Source organism: Flavobacterium lotistagni, from assembly GCF_011392125.1.
GTDB lineage: Bacteria > Bacteroidota > Bacteroidia > Flavobacteriales > Flavobacteriaceae > Flavobacterium > Flavobacterium lotistagni.
The window spans coordinates 217,476-238,456 of record NZ_JAAJBU010000005.1 but is presented as its reverse complement, the minus strand read 5'-3'; the positions used below and the strand labels follow the sequence as shown (position 1 = coordinate 238,456).

General features: G+C 41.6%; 17 protein-coding genes. 11 read left to right on the top strand and 6 right to left on the bottom strand.

The window, feature by feature from the left end; translation table 11 throughout:
* Nucleotides 1–161: 161 nt before the first annotated feature.
* Nucleotides 162–1,490 (top strand): MFS transporter, encoded by a 1,329-nt coding sequence (locus G4D82_RS08200; protein WP_166336531.1) that lies wholly within the window; start codon nucleotides 162–164, stop codon nucleotides 1,488–1,490.
* 33 nt (nucleotides 1,491–1,523) lie between these two features.
* Here the strand turns inward: G4D82_RS08200 and G4D82_RS08195 are convergent, their stop codons facing one another.
* Genes G4D82_RS08195 through G4D82_RS08180 form a run of 4 tightly spaced genes read right to left on the bottom strand, consistent with a single transcriptional unit; the run spans nucleotide 1,524 to nucleotide 4,465 of the window.
* Entirely contained in the window at nucleotides 1,524–2,288 is a 765-nt protein-coding gene (locus G4D82_RS08195; protein WP_166336486.1) for a head GIN domain-containing protein, read from the bottom strand.
* 27 nt (nucleotides 2,289–2,315) lie between these two features.
* Nucleotides 2,316–3,374 carry a hypothetical protein gene (locus G4D82_RS08190; RefSeq protein ID WP_166336484.1) on the bottom strand — a complete coding sequence of 353 codons (1,059 nt, stop codon included), beginning with the start codon at nucleotides 3,372–3,374 and terminating at the stop codon, nucleotides 2,316–2,318.
* Complete coding sequence (locus tag G4D82_RS08185; protein WP_166336482.1) at nucleotides 3,358–3,894, bottom strand: anti-sigma factor; 537 nt, start codon at nucleotides 3,892–3,894, stop codon at nucleotides 3,358–3,360. The genes G4D82_RS08190 and G4D82_RS08185 overlap by 17 nt, the downstream gene beginning before the upstream one ends.
* A gap of 19 nt (nucleotides 3,895–3,913) precedes the next feature.
* The gene (locus G4D82_RS08180; RefSeq protein ID WP_166336480.1) at nucleotides 3,914–4,465 is read right to left on the bottom strand and encodes an RNA polymerase sigma factor; all 552 of its coding nucleotides are present in this window, start codon (nucleotides 4,463–4,465) and stop codon (nucleotides 3,914–3,916) included.
* A 130-nt stretch (nucleotides 4,466–4,595) separates the two neighbouring features.
* Here G4D82_RS08180 and G4D82_RS08175 point away from each other — a divergent pair, with 130 nt between their 5' ends.
* The 10 genes from G4D82_RS08175 to G4D82_RS08130 all read left to right on the top strand — a co-directional run bounded on the left by G4D82_RS08175 (nucleotide 4,596) and on the right by G4D82_RS08130 (nucleotide 19,010).
* Nucleotides 4,596–5,957, top strand: a complete 1,362-nt coding sequence (locus tag G4D82_RS08175; RefSeq protein WP_166336478.1) for a DUF6252 family protein — start codon at nucleotides 4,596–4,598, stop codon at nucleotides 5,955–5,957.
* Nucleotides 5,958–6,103: 146 nt separating this feature from the next.
* Complete coding sequence (locus G4D82_RS08170) at nucleotides 6,104–7,162, top strand: phage tail protein (RefSeq protein ID WP_166336477.1); 1,059 nt, start codon at nucleotides 6,104–6,106, stop codon at nucleotides 7,160–7,162.
* 11 nt (nucleotides 7,163–7,173) lie between these two features.
* A complete protein-coding gene (locus G4D82_RS08165; RefSeq protein WP_166336475.1) occupies nucleotides 7,174–8,151 on the top strand; it encodes a hypothetical protein in 978 nt (325 codons plus the stop codon).
* A 168-nt stretch (nucleotides 8,152–8,319) separates the two neighbouring features.
* Nucleotides 8,320–10,770, top strand: coding sequence for an endopeptidase La (gene lon / locus G4D82_RS08160; RefSeq protein WP_166336473.1), 2,451 nt, complete (start codon nucleotides 8,320–8,322; stop codon nucleotides 10,768–10,770).
* Nucleotides 10,771–10,860: 90 nt separating this feature from the next.
* Nucleotides 10,861–11,886, top strand: a complete 1,026-nt coding sequence (gene porQ / locus G4D82_RS08155; RefSeq protein WP_166336471.1) for a type IX secretion system protein PorQ — start codon at nucleotides 10,861–10,863, stop codon at nucleotides 11,884–11,886.
* Between the two features lie 30 nt (nucleotides 11,887–11,916).
* Entirely contained in the window at nucleotides 11,917–12,603 is a 687-nt protein-coding gene (gene cmk, locus G4D82_RS08150; RefSeq protein ID WP_166336469.1) for a (d)CMP kinase, read from the top strand.
* Between the two features lie 128 nt (nucleotides 12,604–12,731).
* Nucleotides 12,732–13,985: a nucleoside permease gene (locus tag G4D82_RS08145; RefSeq protein ID WP_166336467.1), complete on the top strand. Its 1,254-nt coding sequence runs from the start codon at nucleotides 12,732–12,734 to the stop codon at nucleotides 13,983–13,985.
* A 35-nt stretch (nucleotides 13,986–14,020) separates the two neighbouring features.
* Complete coding sequence (locus G4D82_RS08140; RefSeq protein ID WP_166336465.1) at nucleotides 14,021–14,461, top strand: VOC family protein; 441 nt, start codon at nucleotides 14,021–14,023, stop codon at nucleotides 14,459–14,461.
* A gap of 431 nt (nucleotides 14,462–14,892) precedes the next feature.
* Complete coding sequence (gene rpsA / locus G4D82_RS08135) at nucleotides 14,893–16,662, top strand: 30S ribosomal protein S1 (RefSeq protein ID WP_166336463.1); 1,770 nt, start codon at nucleotides 14,893–14,895, stop codon at nucleotides 16,660–16,662.
* A 146-nt stretch (nucleotides 16,663–16,808) separates the two neighbouring features.
* A complete protein-coding gene (locus G4D82_RS08130) occupies nucleotides 16,809–19,010 on the top strand; it encodes a T9SS type A sorting domain-containing protein (protein WP_166336461.1) in 2,202 nt (733 codons plus the stop codon).
* Between the two features lie 47 nt (nucleotides 19,011–19,057).
* Here the strand turns inward: G4D82_RS08130 and G4D82_RS08125 are convergent, their stop codons facing one another.
* Together G4D82_RS08125 and G4D82_RS08120 are read right to left on the bottom strand one after the other, a co-directional pair.
* Complete coding sequence (locus G4D82_RS08125) at nucleotides 19,058–19,756, bottom strand: LytR/AlgR family response regulator transcription factor (protein ID WP_166336459.1); 699 nt, start codon at nucleotides 19,754–19,756, stop codon at nucleotides 19,058–19,060.
* A complete protein-coding gene (locus G4D82_RS08120; RefSeq protein WP_166336457.1) occupies nucleotides 19,743–20,807 on the bottom strand; it encodes a sensor histidine kinase in 1,065 nt (354 codons plus the stop codon). The genes G4D82_RS08125 and G4D82_RS08120 overlap by 14 nt, the downstream gene beginning before the upstream one ends.
* Nucleotides 20,808–20,981: the final 174 nt, after the last annotated feature.

The window sequence follows — 20,981 nt, the reverse complement described above, 5'->3', positions numbered from 1 at the left end:
TTTACGGCTTAAAGTTAGAAATTAAAATTCCGCGTCTATGAAAAGCCGTAACTATTAGATGTATGCTGTTTTTTTTCCGACAAATGGCATCAAAAATTAATTTTAAAATGCCGGAACTGATGAAAAATTCGATAAATTCGCCTGAACCTAAACCGACAATTATGGCAGATTTACCGAAAGGAAGTAAGAAGTTATTAAACGCTTGGGCTTTTTACGACTGGGCCAACTCTGTGTATCCGCTGGTGATTTCTTCGGCTATTTTTCCGATTTTTTACGAAGCTTTGTTTTCAGACCGCAACCATTATATTTATGTCTTTGGTACCGAGATTAAGAACTCCGCGCTTATTAGTTTCGTAACCGCAGCGGCTTTTTTGGTCGTGGCTTTTATTTCGCCTTTACTATCGGGAATCGCGGATTACGTGGGAAATAAAAAAGACTTCATGCGATTTTTTTGTTATTTGGGTGCCGGTTCGTGCATCGGTTTGAATTGGTTCAGTCTGGATTCGATTTATCTAGGTCTGCTATTTTACTTTTTAGGTCTGATTGGCTTTTGGGCGAGTCTGGTGTTTTATAATTCGTATTTGCCCGATATTGCTTTCCCTGAACAACAAGACCGAGTGAGCGCGCGCGGTTATTCGATGGGTTATTTTGGAAGTGTTATTTTGCTGGTGATCAATTTGGCGATGGTGATGCAACCACAACTGTTCAACATCAGCGGTTCGGAGGGTGAAGCCGCCATGAAAGCCATGCGGTATTCGTTTGTCATGGTAGGTATTTGGTGGATAGTCTTCAGTCAGTATACTTATTTCTATCTGCCCAAAGGCAATCGTGCCGATGATAAAAAAGTTTCCAAAGATGTTATTTTCAATGGTTTCAAGGAACTCCAAAAAGTGTGGCATTCGCTTTCGGAAAATACTATTCTGAAAAGATATCTTTCAGGGTTTTTCGTTTATAGTATGGCCGTGCAGACCGTGATGCTAATTGCTACTTATTTTGGTGCACAGGAAATTCAGTGGGAATCGAAAAGCCAGAGCACTACAGGTTTGATCATTTGTATTTTACTCATTCAACTGATTGCTATTTTAGGTGCTTTTCTGACTTCGCGGGCTTCGGAAAAATTCGGGAACATTCCAACCTTGATTACCATCAATTGTTTCTGGATTGTGTTGTGCATTTTGGCTTATTTCATGGTGTTGCCGATGCATTTCTACGTCATGGCAGCATTAGTGGGTTTGGTTATGGGCGGTATTCAGGCATTGTCGCGCTCCACTTATTCTAAACTTTTACCCGAAACCCACGACACGGCTTCGTATTTCAGTTTCTATGATGTTGCGGAAAAAATAGGCATCGTGATCGGCATGTGTGTTTATGGCATTATAGACCAAATTACCGGAAGCCCGCGTTTTGCTATTGTATTCTTGGCTTTGTTTTTTATTGTTGGTGTGCTGTTGCTTCGTCGGATTCCAAAAAAAAGTGCTCCAGTTGCCTAGAACACTTCTCGAATTAATCTAACCTTTTATTGTTTATCCTTTATTGATATCGCCAGATCCAGTCACTTTGGTATCTTTTCTCTTGGGGTCGCCGTAGTAATGAATATCGCCCGAACCGACTACACGTGCTTCCAGAAAATCGCTGCTATATACTTTGCAATCGCCCGAACCGGTGACTTTCGCATAAGCGTTGTTGCTTTCAAGACCAGCGGCATTCATATCGCCCGAACCTACGACGCTGCTTTTGAACGTATCGGCTTTCCCTTTTAAAGTCATGTCGCCCGAACCGGTGACTTCGCTTGTGATTTCTTTAGCATTGAGATCCAAACGCATATCGCCCGAACCTGACAAAGTCGATTTAAAACTGTCAGCTTTGATAACATTTTTGGTAGCAACTGCTCCAGAGCCGGCCAATGAAACTTCGCTTAAACTTTCAAATGGAACGGTGATTTTTACGTCATGACCTCGGCTTGGCGACAAATAGACACCTTTCTCAACGCCCAGTTTTAAAGTATTGCCTTCAACTTTGATTTCGAGATATTGTATTAAGTTGTCTTCAGCATTGACGGTGATTTTTCCTTCATCGCCAGCTACGAGTTCTACATCGAAGAAACCACTCACACGAATTTCATCGTACGGGGCTACCGTAATATTTTTGGTGGTCATCTGACCGTTGCCTTTGATTTTGTCTCTCGAATTCCATTGCGCGTTGATGGCTAAAGGAAAGCAGAGCAACAGGGCAAAAAAGGGAAGTGTTTTAGAAGTCGGTACAGGTTTTTGTTGGGCTTTAGTTTTCATGATGATTGATTTTTATGATGATTGAAACTACTTTTTATTTAAAGAAACATTACCGTATTCAGAGCGAATCAAAACCCGATTGTCTGAGTTTTTTTTGTAATAGCCTTGATAGCTTTTGGAAAACGCATTTTCTTGTTTGGAATTGAATTCGAGTTCACGATCGTATTTGAAATTGGCGTACTTGAGGTTCACATCGAAGTTGAAATAAAAATCGGGTGAAAAGGTAACATCCACACCGGTGTAATCCGAATCGATGCTGATGCTGTTGGCCTTGGCGTCGATATCGTCTACATTGATTTTACTGTAATCGCCACTGATGCGAAGTAGATTAGATATTTGCTTGACGCGGAATGAAAGATAATCGCCGTTGCCTTCTACCGAACTAATATTGCCCAGATTGAGTTTGCCATAACTGCAATCGTATTTGAGCTCTGAGCCATTGCCGATAAAGCAATCGGTGTAATCTGCATTGAGCGTTAACTTGCCAAAATCGCTCAAGGTAAGGCCGGAATAGTCGGCTGAAATGCTTCCGTTTTTGAGGTATTCAATTGTTGATTTTTGGCAATAATCAATCGAGATAATGTTGCTGCTTGCGTTGAGTTTGCCCAAAGAAATCTTGCCATATTCGCAGTTCAAATTGGTGTTGGCATATAAATCGGTTGTGATGATTGCGCCGTATTTATTGTTGATTTTCACTGGGCCGTTCTTCGGGATTTTAACGGTGTAATTGATTTCGAAACTGTTGTTTTTTCCGTTGAAAGAATACATCGATTTGGTCAGTTTGGTTTCGGCCGTGACCAGTGATTTGAGCGCTTCAATTTCTACGTCGATATCGTCGATTCTTTTTTGTACCCATTTTTCGTCGTCGCCACTGACTTTGATGGTCACGAAGATTTCAATTTTTTCTTCATCCCAAGTGGTGACATACACATTGCCGTACATATTTTTAATCGAAAGTGCGGCATCAGGGTTCACGATGTAGGCTTTTTTGATTTCTTTGGTTTTAGTGTATTTGCCTAAATCGATTTCATGGCCCAAGACAATAATGGGCAACAAAAGCAGTAAGAGGTTATAAAGTTTTTTCATTGGTAGTAGTAATTAATTTTTCAGTGTTATTGATTTGATCCAGCACATTTTCTAGAAATGAAATGCGGGTTTTAAGGTTTCTAATCATTGCATAAATGATTTGTTTGTTTTCGCCATTGGTCGCTAATTCTTGTTTAATTTTCTCGTAATCTGCTTCGAGGATTTTCATTTGCGAGAGTGCGTCGGCGATAATTTTCTCGTTGGCCGGAGAACGTTTTTCTTTGATTTTTTCTAGCTCGGCTTTAATCATACAAGTAAAAATGGAGTCGGTTTGTTGGGTTTCGCGTGAAGCTAATTTCAAATTCTTGTCGGGCTGCGGACGACTCATCAGTGTAAAACAACCAATGAATACCACAATAGTGGCTGCAACTGCCCAAACATACCGCCAATTATTTTTGTTTTTGCGGTGGGCTTGTTTGTCGGCAAATCGCTCGTGGTGGTTGTGGTGCGGTTCGTAGATATCCCACTGGCCTTGCAGGTTTTTAAAAAGATTTTCCATTGCATCGGGTTGCTTTTCCATCATCATTTTATTTTTATTCTTAATTAATGTTTACTAATACTTTGCGCAAGCTTTCTTTGGCGCGGCTCAAAGTCGTGCGGCAACTGGCATTGCTGATTTTGAGAATTTCGGTCATTTCCTCATGGTCGTAGCCTTCGATGAAATGCAAGGTGAGCACCATTCGGTAATTGTCTTTAAGGGTTTGCATGGCGTTTAAAACTTGGGCGGCTTTGAGTTGGGTGAAATCGACGTCGGTTTCTTGTGGCTCGTCTTCTACTTTGTGCAGGATACGCTCCATATCGTCCGGACGGAAAGCGTTGTTCTTCTTATAAAAATCGATGCTGTAATTGATGATGATTCGCTTGAGCCAAGCCCCGAAAGCCACTTCCTGTCGGTAATCGTGGATTTTGGTAAACGCCCTGAGGAAACCTTCTTGCATCACATCTTCGGCATAGTGCTCATCTTTGACAATTCGGAGTGCTACGTTATACATCGCCTTGCAATAACGATGGTAGATCTCGAATTCTGCCTTTTGGTTTTTTTCTTTACAAAGGGCGATGAGTTCTTCAATATTTAGGCTAGCTACACTCAATATTTTTTTCGATTTTCAACAATGACCCATCGTTTGGAAAGATGTTACACTTTGGGTGAAATAATATTTATTTTTATGAATTTTCATCTGATGAAATAATTATATTTGGCACTTAAAAATCAGAAAAGTAATGAAAACATTTCAGTATATATTCCTTTTTTTATGCTTTTCGTTAACGCTGCTGAGTTCCTGTGACGGCGATAACGAGCCCATTGATCCGGCTTTATTGACGCCCACACCTACAACTTGCGTAGAACCTTCTTATTTAAGTGTAAGTGGTTTCATAAATGGTAATACCGTTCGAGTGACTTGGGATAAAACCACAGCCGATGCTTGGGAAGTGCAATACGGCCCCAGTGGGTTTGCCCCTGGAACCGGAACCACTGTGAACTTTACCCCAACCAGCAGTTTGATTAGTGGTTTGGTTGCTTCAGTTACTTATGATTTTTATATCCGTGCAAAATGCAGTGATGCCGATTACAGCGATTGGATTGGTCCGGTAAGACCAGGCACTAGTGTTCAGGTTTGTGTTGATCCGAGTGGCGTGACTGCGGTGCGCTCTACCACAGATGTTACCAAAGCGACTGTAACTTGGCTAGCGAATGGTTCAGAAAATTCATGGCAAGTGCAATATGGCCCGTCCGGATTTGTAATCGGAAGCGGTTCTATTTTAGCTTCATCGACGCCCAATAAAGTACTAACGGGCTTAGTCGGAACCACCAGCTATGATGTTTATGTGCGCTCGAATTGCGCTGCCAACGAAAATAGCGACTGGGTGGGCCCAGTAGTAATTAATGCAGTAGGAGTAATTGCTGGCTGTACGGCTCCAACGGGTTTAAGCGCAATGCGAAGTACAACAACAAATACAACGGCAACTGTTACCTGGACAGCCGGCAGCACCGAAACTTCATGGGAAATTCAATATGGAGCTACAGGATTTACGGTAGGTTCTGGCACTTCGGTTACTTCGACGACTACTTCGAAAACGATTACTGGTTTGGCCACTTCTGCCTACGATTTCTATGTTAGAGCTACTTGCTCGGGCAGTCAAAACAGCACTTGGGTTGGTCCAGTGAATATGGCGGCTGCCGGAACAACGGGAAGTTATTATCTGAGGATGAAAGTGGATGGTTCGTTGGTTAACTATATCTTAGATAATACAACTACAGCCTATAATTCAACGAATTTCCTTATAGTTTCTGATATTGATCTTAACAACGATTTTAGGCTTGAAATTTTTGATCCAACCGGAACAGGTACTTATGCATATGCCAATCCCGCTTTAGATGTTCAATGTATTTATAAGGAGAACAGTACAGAGTTTACTTCTAGCTATTCAGACTTTACAGAAAGTACCGGAAGCGTTATCATTACTGAAATTAACACCACGAATCAAACCATCAAAGGAACTTTTACATTTATTGGAAAGAATGATGATATGACGCAGTCTAGAACCATTACCCAAGGCGAGTTCTATTTGCCTTATGAATAGAATGTTAAGAAAACGATTTGATAAAAAGCCTGAACTCACCTTTGGGCTTTTTTATTTGGTGTTTTTGAAAAGATGATTTGAACAAATTAATTTTATTTAGAAATCAGGATTAGATATATTTGTTTGCTGTCCGAAAAAAATATCCCATGAAAATAAAACAGTTTTTTCCTTTTCTCCTCTTGCTGATTGCCTGCTTCTTATGGTCTTGTGAAAACGAGCCAGTGGATCCGGATGACGGCGCTTCGATCACCTGCCAAGCCCCGGAATCTTTCAGCGTAAGCCCATTAATCAATAACAATTCTGTCCGGATTGATTGGGACAAGACCTCAGGAACAGGCGCATGGGAAATCCAATATGGTATTCGTGGTTTCAGAATCGGTACCGGAACGACGGTCAATTTCAACAACGACAGCAGCATCATTAATGGCTTGATAGGTTCAGTGACCTATGATTTTTATATCCGTACCCGTTGTAGCGAAGGTTATTACAGCGTTTGGGTTGGGCCGCTTTCTCCGGGTTCAGGAGTTTCTACTTGCGCGGATCCAACAGGTGTTACTGCAGTTCGTTCCAACACTGATCCAACTATAGCTAACGTAGCTTGTACTTTAGCTGCCGATGGCAATTCATGGCAAGTGCAATTTGGCCCAGCTGGTTTCACTTTGGGTTCAGGAGCTGTTTTATCGTCAAGTTTACCAACAAGAATTATCTCCGGATTGATTCCAACGGCTAGTTATGAAGTTTATGTTCGGTCGAATTGTTCCGACAGCCAGAACAGTAATTGGGTTGGGCCTATCAGTATTCCGGCCACCGGAGCTAGCGGCGACGATAGTTTTTTTGCTTTGATTGACGGCACCGAATTCGTCGACGTTGGGCCGATCGATGTCAACCCGGATTCGTTACTTTATAGTCAGCCATCGATTTATATTATCGCAACAGACGCGCAGAACAATGCTATTGAAATCAACATTAGCGATGCGGCAGTAGTGGGCACCGAGTATACCAATAATAACTTGCCTACCGATATGTTTCGATTTGTGTTTTTTCAACCTTTGCCTACCGAGCTAGACATTGATACCGACGGTACTCTTACAGTGACCGAACGCACAGCGACCCGAATTAAAGGTGTTTTTAGTTTTAATGCATTCAATAGCGCCAGTGAGACCGTTGAGGTGACCAGCGGCACTTTTGATGTGGCGATTCCTTAAAAGTATAATTTATGATTTTAAAGAAAATGCAGTTGTTCAGGTGGTTGTTTTTATTGGTTTCGGTAGTGTTTTTCTCTTGTGAAGACGAGCCGGTCGATCCGCAACCCAAAAATATAGTAAGCACGCTCGAATGTAGCGTTCCTTCCAATGTTACCATTACGCGATCTACGGATACTTCGATGGCTACTTTACTCTGGGAATCCAGCCCAGACCAACATTCATGGCAAATTCAGTACGGCAGTTACGGTTTTGTTTTGGGCTCAGGAACCAACGTGTATTCTACCGCAACTTCAAAGATATTTATTGGTTTGCAAGAAACGGCGGGTTATGATTTTTACATTCGTTCGATTTGTTCAGAGAATGTATTCAGCGAATGGATTGGTCCTTACACTCTATCTCCAGTTGGGGTAATACTAACTTCCAATTATTGGCCGATGGCGCAACAGAACCAATGGGTTTTTTCTATAGACAACATCAACCAAGCTCCATGGAAAATTGTCACTTCGGAAACCATCAGCGGAAATACTTATTATACGTATCAATCGATTGATGGCAAGCCTGTCATGAAAACCAGAAAAACCGACGCCGGCGAATATTACCTGAAGTATGAAAATTATTCCGATGGGTTGGGGCAAGAAATTACAGGCAATGAAACAATTGTACTCAAAGACAATTTACCAGTAGGCAGCTCTTGGACCGACAGTTATATTGAAACGGTTACCCAAACGGGCCTTCCGCCAGAAGATTCGAACGTAGAGATAGTTTCCTCAATCATTGCCCGCGATGCGACACTAACGGTTCCCGGCGGCTCATTCACTAATGTAATTGTCGTGAAAAGAGTAAAGACAGTTACCGCAGCTGATTTGTCTGTGAGTACCTCTACAACTACTTACTATTTTGCGAAAGACCATGGCCCGATTCAGATAAAAACTGAAGCCGAAGACGGTACCGTAACCCTAGAAAAACTAACCGCGCACATCCTTTACTAGTTAGACCAACTTCATGACATTGCCGGCGAATGGCACAAAAATTGGCTTTTACAAACAACCGACGAGTTAATGTGTAATACATCGATTTTATACTGATTTGTCGAATTGATGCTTTACATTTGTTTGTCCAATTACCAATTTTAATGTCATTTTGACCTACTAAGCCTTATGTCATACCAAAATATATTTTCTTTTGACACATTGTCATTACAAGAATTCGATACCGACGCTGAATTAATTCCGTTACTGACCCCAGAGGACGAAGAAGAAATGAACAACGAGCAATTGCCTGCTTCGTTGCCCATTTTACCCTTAAGAAATACTGTCTTATTTCCGGGTGTGGTGATACCGATTTCAGCCGGTCGCGACAAATCGATCAAATTGATTAACGATGCCAATGCTGGTAATAAGATTATTGGTGTGGTGGCGCAAAAAAACGAAGCCGACGAAGACCCGACCAAAAACGACATTCATAAAATCGGCACTGTAGCCCGAATTTTAAGGGTTTTAAAAATGCCCGACGGAAACATTACCGTTATCCTACAAGGGAAAAAACGTTTTGAAATCGACGCCGTCACTTCCGAAAGACCTTACCTGAACGCTTTGATTAAAGAAGTTGAAGAAAAGCGCCCAGGTTATCACGATTCAGAATTTTTGGCGATTGTAGAATCCATCAAGGAACTCGCCATTCAAATTATAAAAGAAAGTCCCAACATTCCCACCGAAGCCACTTTCGCCATTAGAAATATTGAAAGCCAATCTTTCCTAATCAATTTTGTTTTGTCGAACATGAATTTGACGGTGACCGAAAAGCAAAATTTATTGGCGGTCAATGCACTTAAAGAACGAGCGTTGGAAACTTTGCGTTACATGAATGTCGAGTTGCAGAAACTCACGCTCAAGAACGATATCCAGTCTAAAGTGCGTTTTGATTTAGACCAGCAACAGCGCGAATATTTCCTGCACCAGCAAATGAAAACCATTCAGGAAGAACTCGGTGGTGTTTCGCAAGAGGAAGAAATCGACGAGATGCGCCAAAAGGCTAAAACCAAGAAATGGGACGAGAAAACGCAACAGTATTTCGACAAAGAGCTTTCGAAAATGCAGCGCATGAACCCACAAGCGCCTGATTTTGGAATTCAACGCAATTATCTAGAACTGATTTTAGATTTGCCATGGAACGAATTTTCCAAAGACAATTTCGATTTAAAACGCGCGCAGAAAATTCTCGACCGCGATCATTTTGGCCTTGAAGATGTCAAGAAAAGAATGATCGAGCATTTGGCCGTTTTGAAATTGCGCAACGATATGAAGTCGCCAATTATTTGTTTGACTGGGCCTCCGGGTGTCGGGAAAACCTCTATCGGAAAATCAGTAGCGGAAGCTTTAGGACGTGAATATGTTCGGATTTCTTTGGGCGGTTTGCGCGATGAAGCTGAAATTCGCGGCCACCGTAAAACCTATATCGGTGCGATGCCCGGAAGAATTATCCAAAGCCTGAAAAAGGCAGGAACGTCTAATCCGGTTTTTGTGCTGGATGAAATTGACAAACTCTCGAACAGCAACCATGGCGATCCGTCATCGGCTTTATTAGAGGTTTTAGATCCGGAACAAAACAACGCTTTTTACGATAATTTCCTTGAGTTAGGTTACGATTTGTCTAAGGTGATGTTCATCGCCACTTCGAACAATATGCAGGCCATCCAGCCGGCTTTGAAAGACCGAATGGAAGTGATTAAAATGACCGGTTATACTATCGAAGAAAAAGTAGAGATTGCCCGTCAGCACCTATTTCCAAAGCAGCTTAAAGAACATGGCTTGACCGCAAAAGACGTAAGCATCGGCAAGAAGCAATTGGAGAAAATAGTAGAAGGTTACACGCGCGAATCCGGGGTTCGTGGGCTGGAAACCAAAATCGCACAAGTAGTTAGAAACATCGCCAAGTCAGTAGCCATGGAAGAAGACTACAACAAAAAAATCACAGATGAAGATATCGTTAAAATTCTTGGAGTGCCGAGAATGGAGCGAGACAAGTCGGAGAGCAATGAAGTAGCCGGAGTAGTTACCGGTTTGGCTTGGACGGCTGTTGGGGGCGATATCTTGTTTATTGAATCTTTGCTTTCGCCCGGAAAAGGCACCATGACTATCACCGGAAACTTGGGCAACGTCATGAAAGAATCGGCAACTATTGCACTAGAATACATCAAAGCCAACGCAAAATTATTAGGTCTAGATTCTGAAACTTTAGGAAAATACAACATCCATTTACACGTACCTGAAGGAGCCACGCCCAAAGATGGTCCGAGCGCGGGAATTGCCATGCTGACATCGCTAGTTTCTTTATTTACTCAAAAGCGTGTCAAAAAAGGTATTGCAATGACCGGAGAGATTACCCTTCGAGGGAAAGTACTTCCCGTTGGCGGCATCAAAGAGAAAATCTTGGCAGCCAAAAGAGCGAACATCAAGGAAATCATCATGTGCCATGAAAATAAACAAGATGTAGATGAAATCAAACCCGAATACATTGAGGGGCTTACTTTCCACTATGTGAAGGAAATGAGCGAGGTACTCAAGTTCGCACTGACTACCCAAGACGTCAAAAACGCTAAAAAACTATAAACAAAAAACGGCTCAATACATGGGTCGTTTTTTTATTAAAAATAATATCTTCGCATTTGCGTTATCCATTCACCTATAACGCGTGCCAAAATGATCCGACCATTCCTAGTATTGCTTTTTATTTTCTTCAATGTATTCGCATACAGTCAAGTAGGAGGGCAGTCGGTCTATCAGTTTTTGAATATGGTGACTTCGCCCAGACAGTCGGCACTGGGCGGAAAAACGCTGACTATTTATGATCATGATGTGAACCAAGGCCATTTCAATCCGGCCACCATCAATCCGGAAATGGACAATCGAATGTCAGTCAATTACGGCAATTATTACGGAGAGATTACCTACGGAACAGCAGCTTACGCCTACACTTACGACCGACATGTGCAAACCCTTCATGCCGGAGTGAACTATGTGAATTATGGCAAGTTCGACGGCTATGATGAAAACGGAACGCCCACTTCGAGTTTTACCGGAAGCGATATTTCTTTGTCTGTGGGTTATGCTTATAATGTTCCTCATACCGATATTCACGTCGGGGCGAATGCTAAACTAATCAACTCCACTTTAGAAAGCTATAATTCTTTTGGCGGTGCGATCGACCTCGGAATGATCTACATTGATGAAACCAACGGGCTTAACTACGCGTTTGTGGTGCGCAATATCGGAACACAAATTTCTACCTATGCCGGAACCCGCGAATCGTTGCCTTTAGAAGTGATGGCCGGTATTTCACAACAAATTGAAAATGTGCCGATTCGTTGGCATTTAACTTTAGAAAACCTGCAGCAGTGGAATGTAAGTTTTTCCAATCCGGCACGTGCAGAGAATTCTATTGACGGCACTTCCACGCCAGAGAAAACCTCTTTTTTCAACAATGCTTTGCGCCACGTGATTTTTGGGGCAGAATTATTTCCTGAGCGCGGTTTCAACCTTAGATTGGGTTACAATTTCAGAAGAGGCGAAGAGTTGCGTTTGCTTGAGCAAAGAAATTTTTCCGGGATTTCACTCGGCTTCGGACTTAAAATGGGTCGACTCAAATTTGACTACTCTTATTCGCGATATACTTTGGCGGCCAATACCAGTTTGTTTGGCTTGACTATTAATTTCAACGAAGAATAAACTAAGAAACAGCCAATTGCGGCACTGCATATGAAAAAAATTACGATTGCCATTGACGGATTTTCTTCTACCGGGAAAAGTACATTAGCCAAGCAAATCGCCAATCACTTGGGTTATGTTTATGTGGATACTGGAGCGATGTACCGCGCCGTTACTTACTTTGCGATGCAACACGGCTACATCACGGCGGAATTGTTCGACAAGGAAAATTTGATTTTGGCTTTGCCCTCGATAAAACTCGAATTTCATTTTAACCCCAGTTTGGGCTTTGCTGAAATGTACCTCAATGGCGTGAACGTCGAGACAGAAATCCGCACCATCGAAGTGTCTAATTTTGTCAGTAAAATCGCTGAAGTTTCCCAAGTGCGCGCCAAACTCGTCGAGCAACAACAGCAAATGGGTCAAGGCAAAGGCATCGTGATGGACGGCCGCGATATCGGAACGGTGGTTTTTCCGGATGCCGAACTCAAAATCTTTATGACCGCCAGCCCTGAAACCCGAGCCCAACGCCGCTTTGATGAACTCCAATCCAAAGGTCAAAATGTGTCTTACGAAGACGTTTTAAAAAATGTTCAAGAGCGTGATTATATTGATACCAACCGTGCAGATTCGCCGTTGGTTAAAGCTGAAAATGCCATAGAAATAGACAATTCGCACCTAACCCGCGAAGAACAATTTGAACTTGTTTTGGATTTGGTGAATCACAGAATCAATTAAAGCTTTTACTTCGTCGAAATCCTGTCGCTGACTGCTCCAACCTATTGCCACGAAATCGTTGTAAATTTTTGTATATCTCAATTAAAATAGTAGTTTTACCTCACTATCTTTAACCAAAACTATTATTTATGAATATCAAGTTCAAGCTCACGATCATGAGTTTCCTTCAGTTCTTTGTTTGGGGCGCATGGTTGATTACCGTAGCCAATTATTGGTTCGGAACCAAGCAATGGAGCGGCGCTGAATTCGGCGCTATTTTTTCGACTTTGGGATTGTCTTCTATTGTAATGCCTGCGCTCACGGGAATCATTGCCGATAAATGGATCAACGCCGAGAAACTCTATGGAATACTTCATATCCTGAGTGGTCTTGCCTTACTTTATATTCCGCAAGTCAACGATCCGGTTACTTTTTATTGGGTGATTTTTGCCGCGATGCTTTGCTATATGCCGACGATTTCGTTGTCGAATTCCGTGGCTTACAATATTCTTAAAAACAACAATTTCGACGTCGTAAAAGTGTTCCCGCCGATTCGCGTTTGGGGCACCATCGGTTTTATCGTCGCGATGTGGATTACCAATCTCTCGGGCAATAAAGCCTCGGCGAATATGTTTTATTTCTCGGCGATTGCAGCTTTTGTGTTAGGGGTTTACTCGTTCACTTTACCGAAATGCCCACCGCAAAAGCTCATTTCTGAAAAGGCATCGATTGTGGAAAAACTCGGGTTGAATGCTTTCAAGCTTTTCGGTACTTATAAAATGGCTTTGTTCTTTTTGTTCTCGATGTTTTTGGGCGCGGCTTTGCAACTCACCAATATGTACGGCGATGTGTATCTGTCGGAATTCGCGAGCGTTCCCGAATATGCCGATTCATTTGTGGTAAAATATTCTACTATCATCATGTCTATCTCGCAGATTTCTGAAACCTTGTTCATCTTAGCGATACCCTTTTTCTTGAAAAAGTTCGGAATCAAACAAGTCATGCTGATTTCGATGCTTGCTTGGGTATTGCGATTCGGCTTGTTCGCCTACGGAAATCCGGTGGATGGCTTGTGGATGATTATTCTTTCGTGCATCGTTTACGGAATGGCGTTCGATTTCTTTAATATTTCAGGTTCGCTGTTTGTGGAAACTTCCACCGATTCTAAAATTCGTTCGTCTGCGCAAGGTTTGTTCATGATGATGTCTAATGGGTTCGGTGCTTTCTTCGGCGGATTGGTTAGTGGTATTGTCATCGATACTTTTTTTACACACAACGGGCAACGCGACTGGCACAACATCTGGCTTACTTTTGCGGCCTATGCACTCGTGATTGCAGTTTTGTTTGCGGTGATGTTCAAGCACAAGCACAATCCGGATGAGGTGGAAAATGTGACACATTAACAATTTTAGAGCAACTATATACAACTAAAAATAGCATGACAACCATTAACCCTTATTTAATTTTCAACGGGAATTGCGAGGAAGCTTTTCTGTTTTATCAATCGGTTTTCGGTGGCGAATTTCCTTACATGGGCAAATTCAAAGATATGCCGCCTTCAGATGATCCAAATTGTCTGCCACCTTCTGAGGAAGAAGGCAATCGCGTGATGCACGTTTGCTTACCTATTGGCAACACAGTGTTAATGGGCAGCGACAGTACGAGCCAAAGCGGCGATGTTCCGCCATTTGGAGGGAATTTCTCGGTTTCGGTCAATGCCGACAGTACGGCAGAAGCCGACCACATTTTTAACGGGCTTTCGGACGGAGGGAACATATTTATGCCGATGCAGAAAACGTTCTGGGGCGCGTACTTTGGAATGTTTGCGGATAAATTCGGGGTTCACTGGATGGTGAATTTCGACGAGATGCCGAAGTAATTCTTTACGCGATAGATTTATAAAGCCCGGTGTTTATACCGAGCTTTCTGTTTCAGTTAAAAACCTTTGTGGCTCCGCGTCTTTGCGAGGGATAAATAGAATTTCTCGCGAAGACGCAAAGCCGCAAAGAAAACGAAACGCCCTAGCCCTGATGGCAGCGGCATCCTTTTGTGCAGCGCAGCGGAGCAAAAGATATAGCGTACAGCAGGTTCCCGGCTCCCAATCAAAAAAAGAATACTCGAAAACCTAGTTTGCTTCAACTTAAATTTCTAATCCTAAAAGTTTGCATTTCAAAAAAATAGCCTTACTTTTGCGCACTCTTTTGGTGAAGGGTTTCCATTAGAGGTTGAACGAAACAATTTTAAAAAACAACTTCTGTTTTTTGTCACGTTAGAAGCCCGGTGAAAACAGGATACAAATTTTTTATCAGCATGTCTGAATTATTAAAATCACAAACGGAATTTTTAGAGAACTTCAACTGGCACAATTTCCAAGAGGGAATCGACGCGGTAGACGAGAAAAACCTTCAGGAATTTGAAGCTTTGGTATCGAAAACTTTCATCGACACCGACCAAGAAGAAGTAGTAGAAGGTGTAGTAGTAAGAATCACTGACCGCGACGTTATCGTTGATATCAACGCGAAGTCTGAAGGGGTGATCTCTTTGAACGAGTTCCGTTACAATCCTAACCTAAAAGTTGGGGACAAAGTAGAAGTACTTATCGACGTTCGCGAAGACAAAACCGGACAATTGGTACTTTCACACAGAAAAGCAAGAACTATCAAGTCATGGGATCGTGTTATCGCTGCTAATGAAACAGGTGAAATCGTTAATGGTTTCGTGAAATGCAGAACTAAAGGCGGTATGATCGTAGACGTTTTCGGAATCGAGGCGTTCTTACCAGGTTCACAAATCGATGTGAAGCCTATCCGTGATTACGATGTTTACGTAAATAAAATGATGGAATTCAAAGTGGTGAAAATCAACCACGAATTCAAAAACGTTGTAGTTTCTCACAAAGCGCTTATCGAGGCGGATATCGAAGTACAGAAGAAAGAAATCATCGGACAATTGCAAAAAGGTCAGGTACTTGAAGGTGTTGTGAAAAACATCACTTCTTACGGAGTATTCATCGACCTTGGTGGTGTTGACGGTTTGATCCACATTACAGACCTTTCTTGGTCACGTATCAACCACCCGAGTGAAGTACTTGAATTAGATCAGAAATTGAACGTGGTGATCCTTGATTTCGATGATGAGAAAACAAGAATCCAACTCGGTTTGAAACAATTGAACGCACACCCATGGGATGCTTTGGATGCTAACTTGAAAGTAGGTGACAAAGTGAAAGGTAAAGTAGTGGTAATCGCTGATTACGGTGCATTTATCGAAGTGGCTGAAGGTGTTGAAGGCTTGATCCACGTATCTGAAATGTCATGGTCTACGCACTTGCGCAGCGCTCAGGATTTCGTAAAAGTGGGTGATACTGTTGAAGCTGTAATCCTTACTTTAGATAGAGAAGACAGAAAAATGTCATTGGGTATCAAGCAATTGAGTCAAGATCCATGGACTGATATCACAGCGAAATACCCAGTAGGTTCTAAGCATACAGGAATCGTTCGCAACTTTACCAACTTCGGAATCTTCGTTGAATTGGAAGAAGGTATCGACGGATTGATCTACATCTCTGACTTGTCATGGACTAAGAAAATCAAGCACCCATCTGAATTCATCAACGTAGGTGAGAAATTGGATGTTGTAGTTCTTGAGTTGGATGTAGAAGGACGCAAATTGTCACTCGGACACAAACAAACTACGGCTAACCCTTGGGATCAGTACGAGGATTCTTTCGCAGTGGGAACTATCCACAAAGGAACTATCGCTGAGATCGTAGACAAAGGCGCTACTGTAGAATTCGGTGACGATATCGTAGCTTTCATCCCAACGCGTCACTTGGAAAAAGAAGACGGTAAGAAGTTGAAAAAAGGCGAAGAAGCTGATTTCAAAGTAATCGAGTTCAACAAAGAATTCAAAAGAGTAGTGGCTTCTCACACGGCGATCTTCCGTGAAGAAGAAGAGAAAAACGTGAAAGCGGCTACTGAAACAGTTTCGACTAACAACGCACCTGCTGCCACTTTAGGAGATAACAATGATATTTTGGCTGGTTTGAAAGCTGAAATGGAAAAGAAAGAAAAGAAATAATTTTTCTTCCTAAATAGTAAGAAAGCCTCGAAGTGATTCGGGGCTTTTTTTATTTGCGAATTCTAAACCAAACACGTCGAATTCTAAGTGTTGAGCATATTCTGCCAGAATATTTATTTAGTTTTGCGATAGTTAAATTCTTCTTTATGAAAAAGTTCTACTCATTTTTGATCTTTTTGATGGCTGCGCATTCGTTTGGTCAGATTATTAATTTTCCGGATCCGAATTTTAAGGCTAAACTGTTGCAGGCTAGCCCTTCGAATACCATTGCTAAAGTCTATTTTTTTCCGCCTGTGAATGGACAGAATTCTATGAGTGTAAAGATTGACACCAACAACAATGGCGAAATTGAGGTAGATGAAGCAGCAGCAATTCATGCGTTGAATGTATCTAATTCCAATATTGTTTCTATGCAGGGCATCGAATATTTTACGGAACTTAGTTCGGTAGATTGTAGCTACAATCAAATAATCAACCTTGCTTTAGGCACAACAGGGGCTTTAGAAACAAGGCAATTGTGGGTTTATTGTCACCATAACCAACTGACTTCGATTGATACGACGGGTTTTGTTGGGCCGCTATTTATTTATTGCTATAATAATATGTTGTCTACACTCGATTTTTCGAATTTTAATGATGGTTTGATACTGAGCTGCAGCGATAATCCGCTTACCAGTCTCGAGTTTGGTAACTTTACAAAACTTGAAGGTTTGAACTGCTCCAATACTCTCTTGACGACCCTTGATATATCTGGGAATTACCAATGCGAGTCACTCAGTTGTCATAATAACAATTTACTCACGGCCCTAATGATTAAAGATGCGGTAGATATCGATGCGGACATGGGCGATCAGTGGTATTCTTTTGATTTTTCTGGCAATCCCAATCTGCAATATTTATGCGTAAGCGAAAGTAGGCTATCTCAGGCGCAGGCTAAACTCAATACCTATGGTTACAGCAATTGTGCGTTGAATTCTTACTGTAATTTCGACGCTGGGATGCCTTTCTACACTATACAAGGAAGCAACAAATTAGATAGGGACGGCAACGGTTGTGATGCTGCCGATCAACCATTTCCCAACTTGAGGCTAGGTATCACTAATGGAAACATTTCCGGAACCATTCCGATGTCAAACGGAATATACTCAACTACCATTATAGGCGGAACCCATACTGTCACACCTATTTTGGAGAATGCTTCTTATTATACCATTACCCCGGCCTCTTATACGGTTAACTTTCCTTCGCAAGTAAGTCCTTTCACCCAGGATTTCTGCATTACTCCCAATGGAAGCCATCCCGATATTGAATTATTTTTGTTCGGGACTAATACTATCAGACCGGGGGGCGATGTGAATTATTCCTTACAAGTTAAGAATAAAGGTACCACAACTCAATCAGGGAGCATTACCTTAGCCTTCGACGATGCCGTACAAGATTTTATTAGTTCTAATCCGGTAGCAGATTCGCAGTCAATGAATACCCTGACATGGAATTTTACCGGTTTAGAGCCATTTCAAAAAGCTTATTTTAATGTGGTGCTTCATACTAATACACCCACTGACACGCCGCCGGTTAACAGTGGTGATATTGTAACTTTATCCGCTACAGCCAATAGTCCACAAATTGACGAAACTCCTGCTGATAATAATTTCACATTGAACCAAACCGTCGTGAATTCGTTCGACCCGAATGATAAAACTTGCTTAGAAGGAAATACTGTTACGCCGGAAATGATAGGTAAGTATATTCACTATCTAATCCGTTTTGAAAATTCAGGTACAGCAGAAGCGCACAATATCGTAGTAAAGGATATCATCGATACGACAAAGTTTGATTTAAGTTCATTGGTTCCATTGCAGAGCAGCCATGAGATGATCACTCGTTTTCAAGGCAACAAAGTGGAGTTTATCTTTGAAAACATCAATCTGCCATTTGATGATGCCAACAACGATGGTTATGTCGCTTTTAAAATCAAAACCAAACCGAATCTTGTTCTAGGCGATACTTTCAGCAACACTGCAAGTATCTATTTCGATTACAATTTTCCGATTGTGACCAATACCGCGACCACAACAGTAGCTTTGCTCGCCAATCAAGATTTTGAATTTGGCGATTATTTCAAAATTTATCCGAATCCGGCTAAAGACATTGTTAACATTGAATCGACCCGCAACATCGAAGTCAAATCTATCAGTATCTACAACACTTTAGGTCAGATTTTGATGGTCATTCCCAACGCTCAGCAGACTAAAAGCGTTGAGGTTTCGAGTTTGAAAAGTGGGAATTATTTCGTGAAAGTGAATTCAAGTAGAGGCAGTTCGAGCGCGAAATTTGTGAAGTTGTAATCGAATAGAATAAAACAGAAGGTGCCTCGAAATAGTTCGGGGCTTTTTTATTTCTCTATTACCGACAATACCAATTCTTTGTAGCTTCTGCCAATGGGAATCAGCTTCTTGTTAATTTCAACATCGGTAGCTGAAAAGGCATCGATTTTATTTTTGGCCACAATGAACGAACGATGAATTCTGATGAATTGTGATTTGGGCAATAAATCTTCCATTTGTGCCAACTGAAATTTCACTTTGATGGTTTTGTTCGCAGTAAAAAACTGCAGGTATTCCTTGAGGCTTTCGATATACAGAATTTCATCGAGGTAAATCTTCACTTTCTTCTTGGCGACGTTTAGAAAAAGATGGCTTCTTCCGACTTCCTGAACCAGCGTAGGTGCCGTGTTGACTGCGGGTTTCAGTTTATTGACAGCCAACAGGAAACGTTGAAACGCAATCGGTTTCATCAAATAATCCAATACGTTGTATTCGTAACCTTGCAACGCATATTCGTGATAGGCTGTGGTAATGATAATACTCGGCGGATGTTGCAAAGTTTTAATGAAATCAAACCCTTTTATTTTTGGCAGGTGCAAGTCGAGAAAAATCAAATCGACTTTTTCTTTTTTCAAGACCTCGAGCGCGTCTATGGCATCCGGGCAAACCGTGATTAGGTTTAAAAATGGCACCATGCCGATATAGTCTTTCAAGATATCAGCCGCTAATGGCTCGTCTTCTACTATTAAGCAGTTATAAATTTCCATCGCTGAGATTGATTTTGAGTTGTACGCTAAATTCCTTAGGTTGGTCTTCAATGGTCAATTGGTGTTCGGGATAAAGCAATTCGAGTTGCCGGCGAATGTTGTTCAATCCAATTTTGACGGTATGCTGGGTCTCATCATTGATTTCTTTCGAATTTTTGACCTCGAAGAAAAGCTGTTGTTTTTTCAATAGCAGTTGAATTCGAATATAGCTTTGAAACCTCGATTCGCTGGCGCCATGTTTAAAGGCATTTTCTACAAACGGAAGCAAAATTAATGGCGCAATTTTTTCACTATTCTGATCGATTGAACTATTGAAAGTTACTTCAAGCCTTTGGTCATAACGCAATTTTTCGAGTTCGATATAATCGCGGATGATTTGAATTTCCTTATCAATTTCTATTGATTTTCGGGTGCTTTCATAGAGCATATAACGCATTAGGCTAGAAAGTTTTAGCACGACTTCAGCAGTTTTGTCTGAGTTTTTTCTCGCTAAGCTGTAGATGTTATTGAGCGTATTGAATAAAAAATGCGGGTTGGATTGCGATTTTAAAAACTGTAGTTCCAGTTCTAGTTTCTTTTGAAGCAATTCCTGTTGGGTTAATTTCTGCCGAATATTGAGCCTGATGAGTTTAATCGAAATGGCTATTCCACTAACAAAAGCCAGAATAAAAAGCCAATAAAGAAGGCTGCCAAGCGAAAGGAAATTGTTCCAGAAATCGTTAGTGGGTTCGCGATAAATCCAACCGTTAACCACGATTTGGTTTAGCCCAGCGATTCCCAATAATGAAACAACAAAAACGACCGCAACTGCTCCAATAGTTTTAACCAACGACCACTGTTTAGACAAATATTGATTGGCCATAAAAAATAAGCCATACACCAACGGAATTTTAACCACCAGCAACACCAACTGAATCAAAACCGCCATCAAAAACAAAGCAACACCTGATTTTTTGCCCACGCTAAACCCGACCGAATCAAAATTCAGGTAACTTTTGTAAAGTACATAAACCATCCAGAAAGCGGCATGATAAAGTAGTCTCTTGCTCATATTTCAAAAATAGACAATTAATTATTGGCACGGTCGTCAAAAACACCAACAGCTTTTTGCGCCCTATCAACAACCGTTTGCGGCGCATGAATGGCATAAGTCTGCATTTTACGGTTTTAACGCCAGTACAAAGTGTTGTATGTAGTCGGCAACACATTCCCAAACAAAATCCGG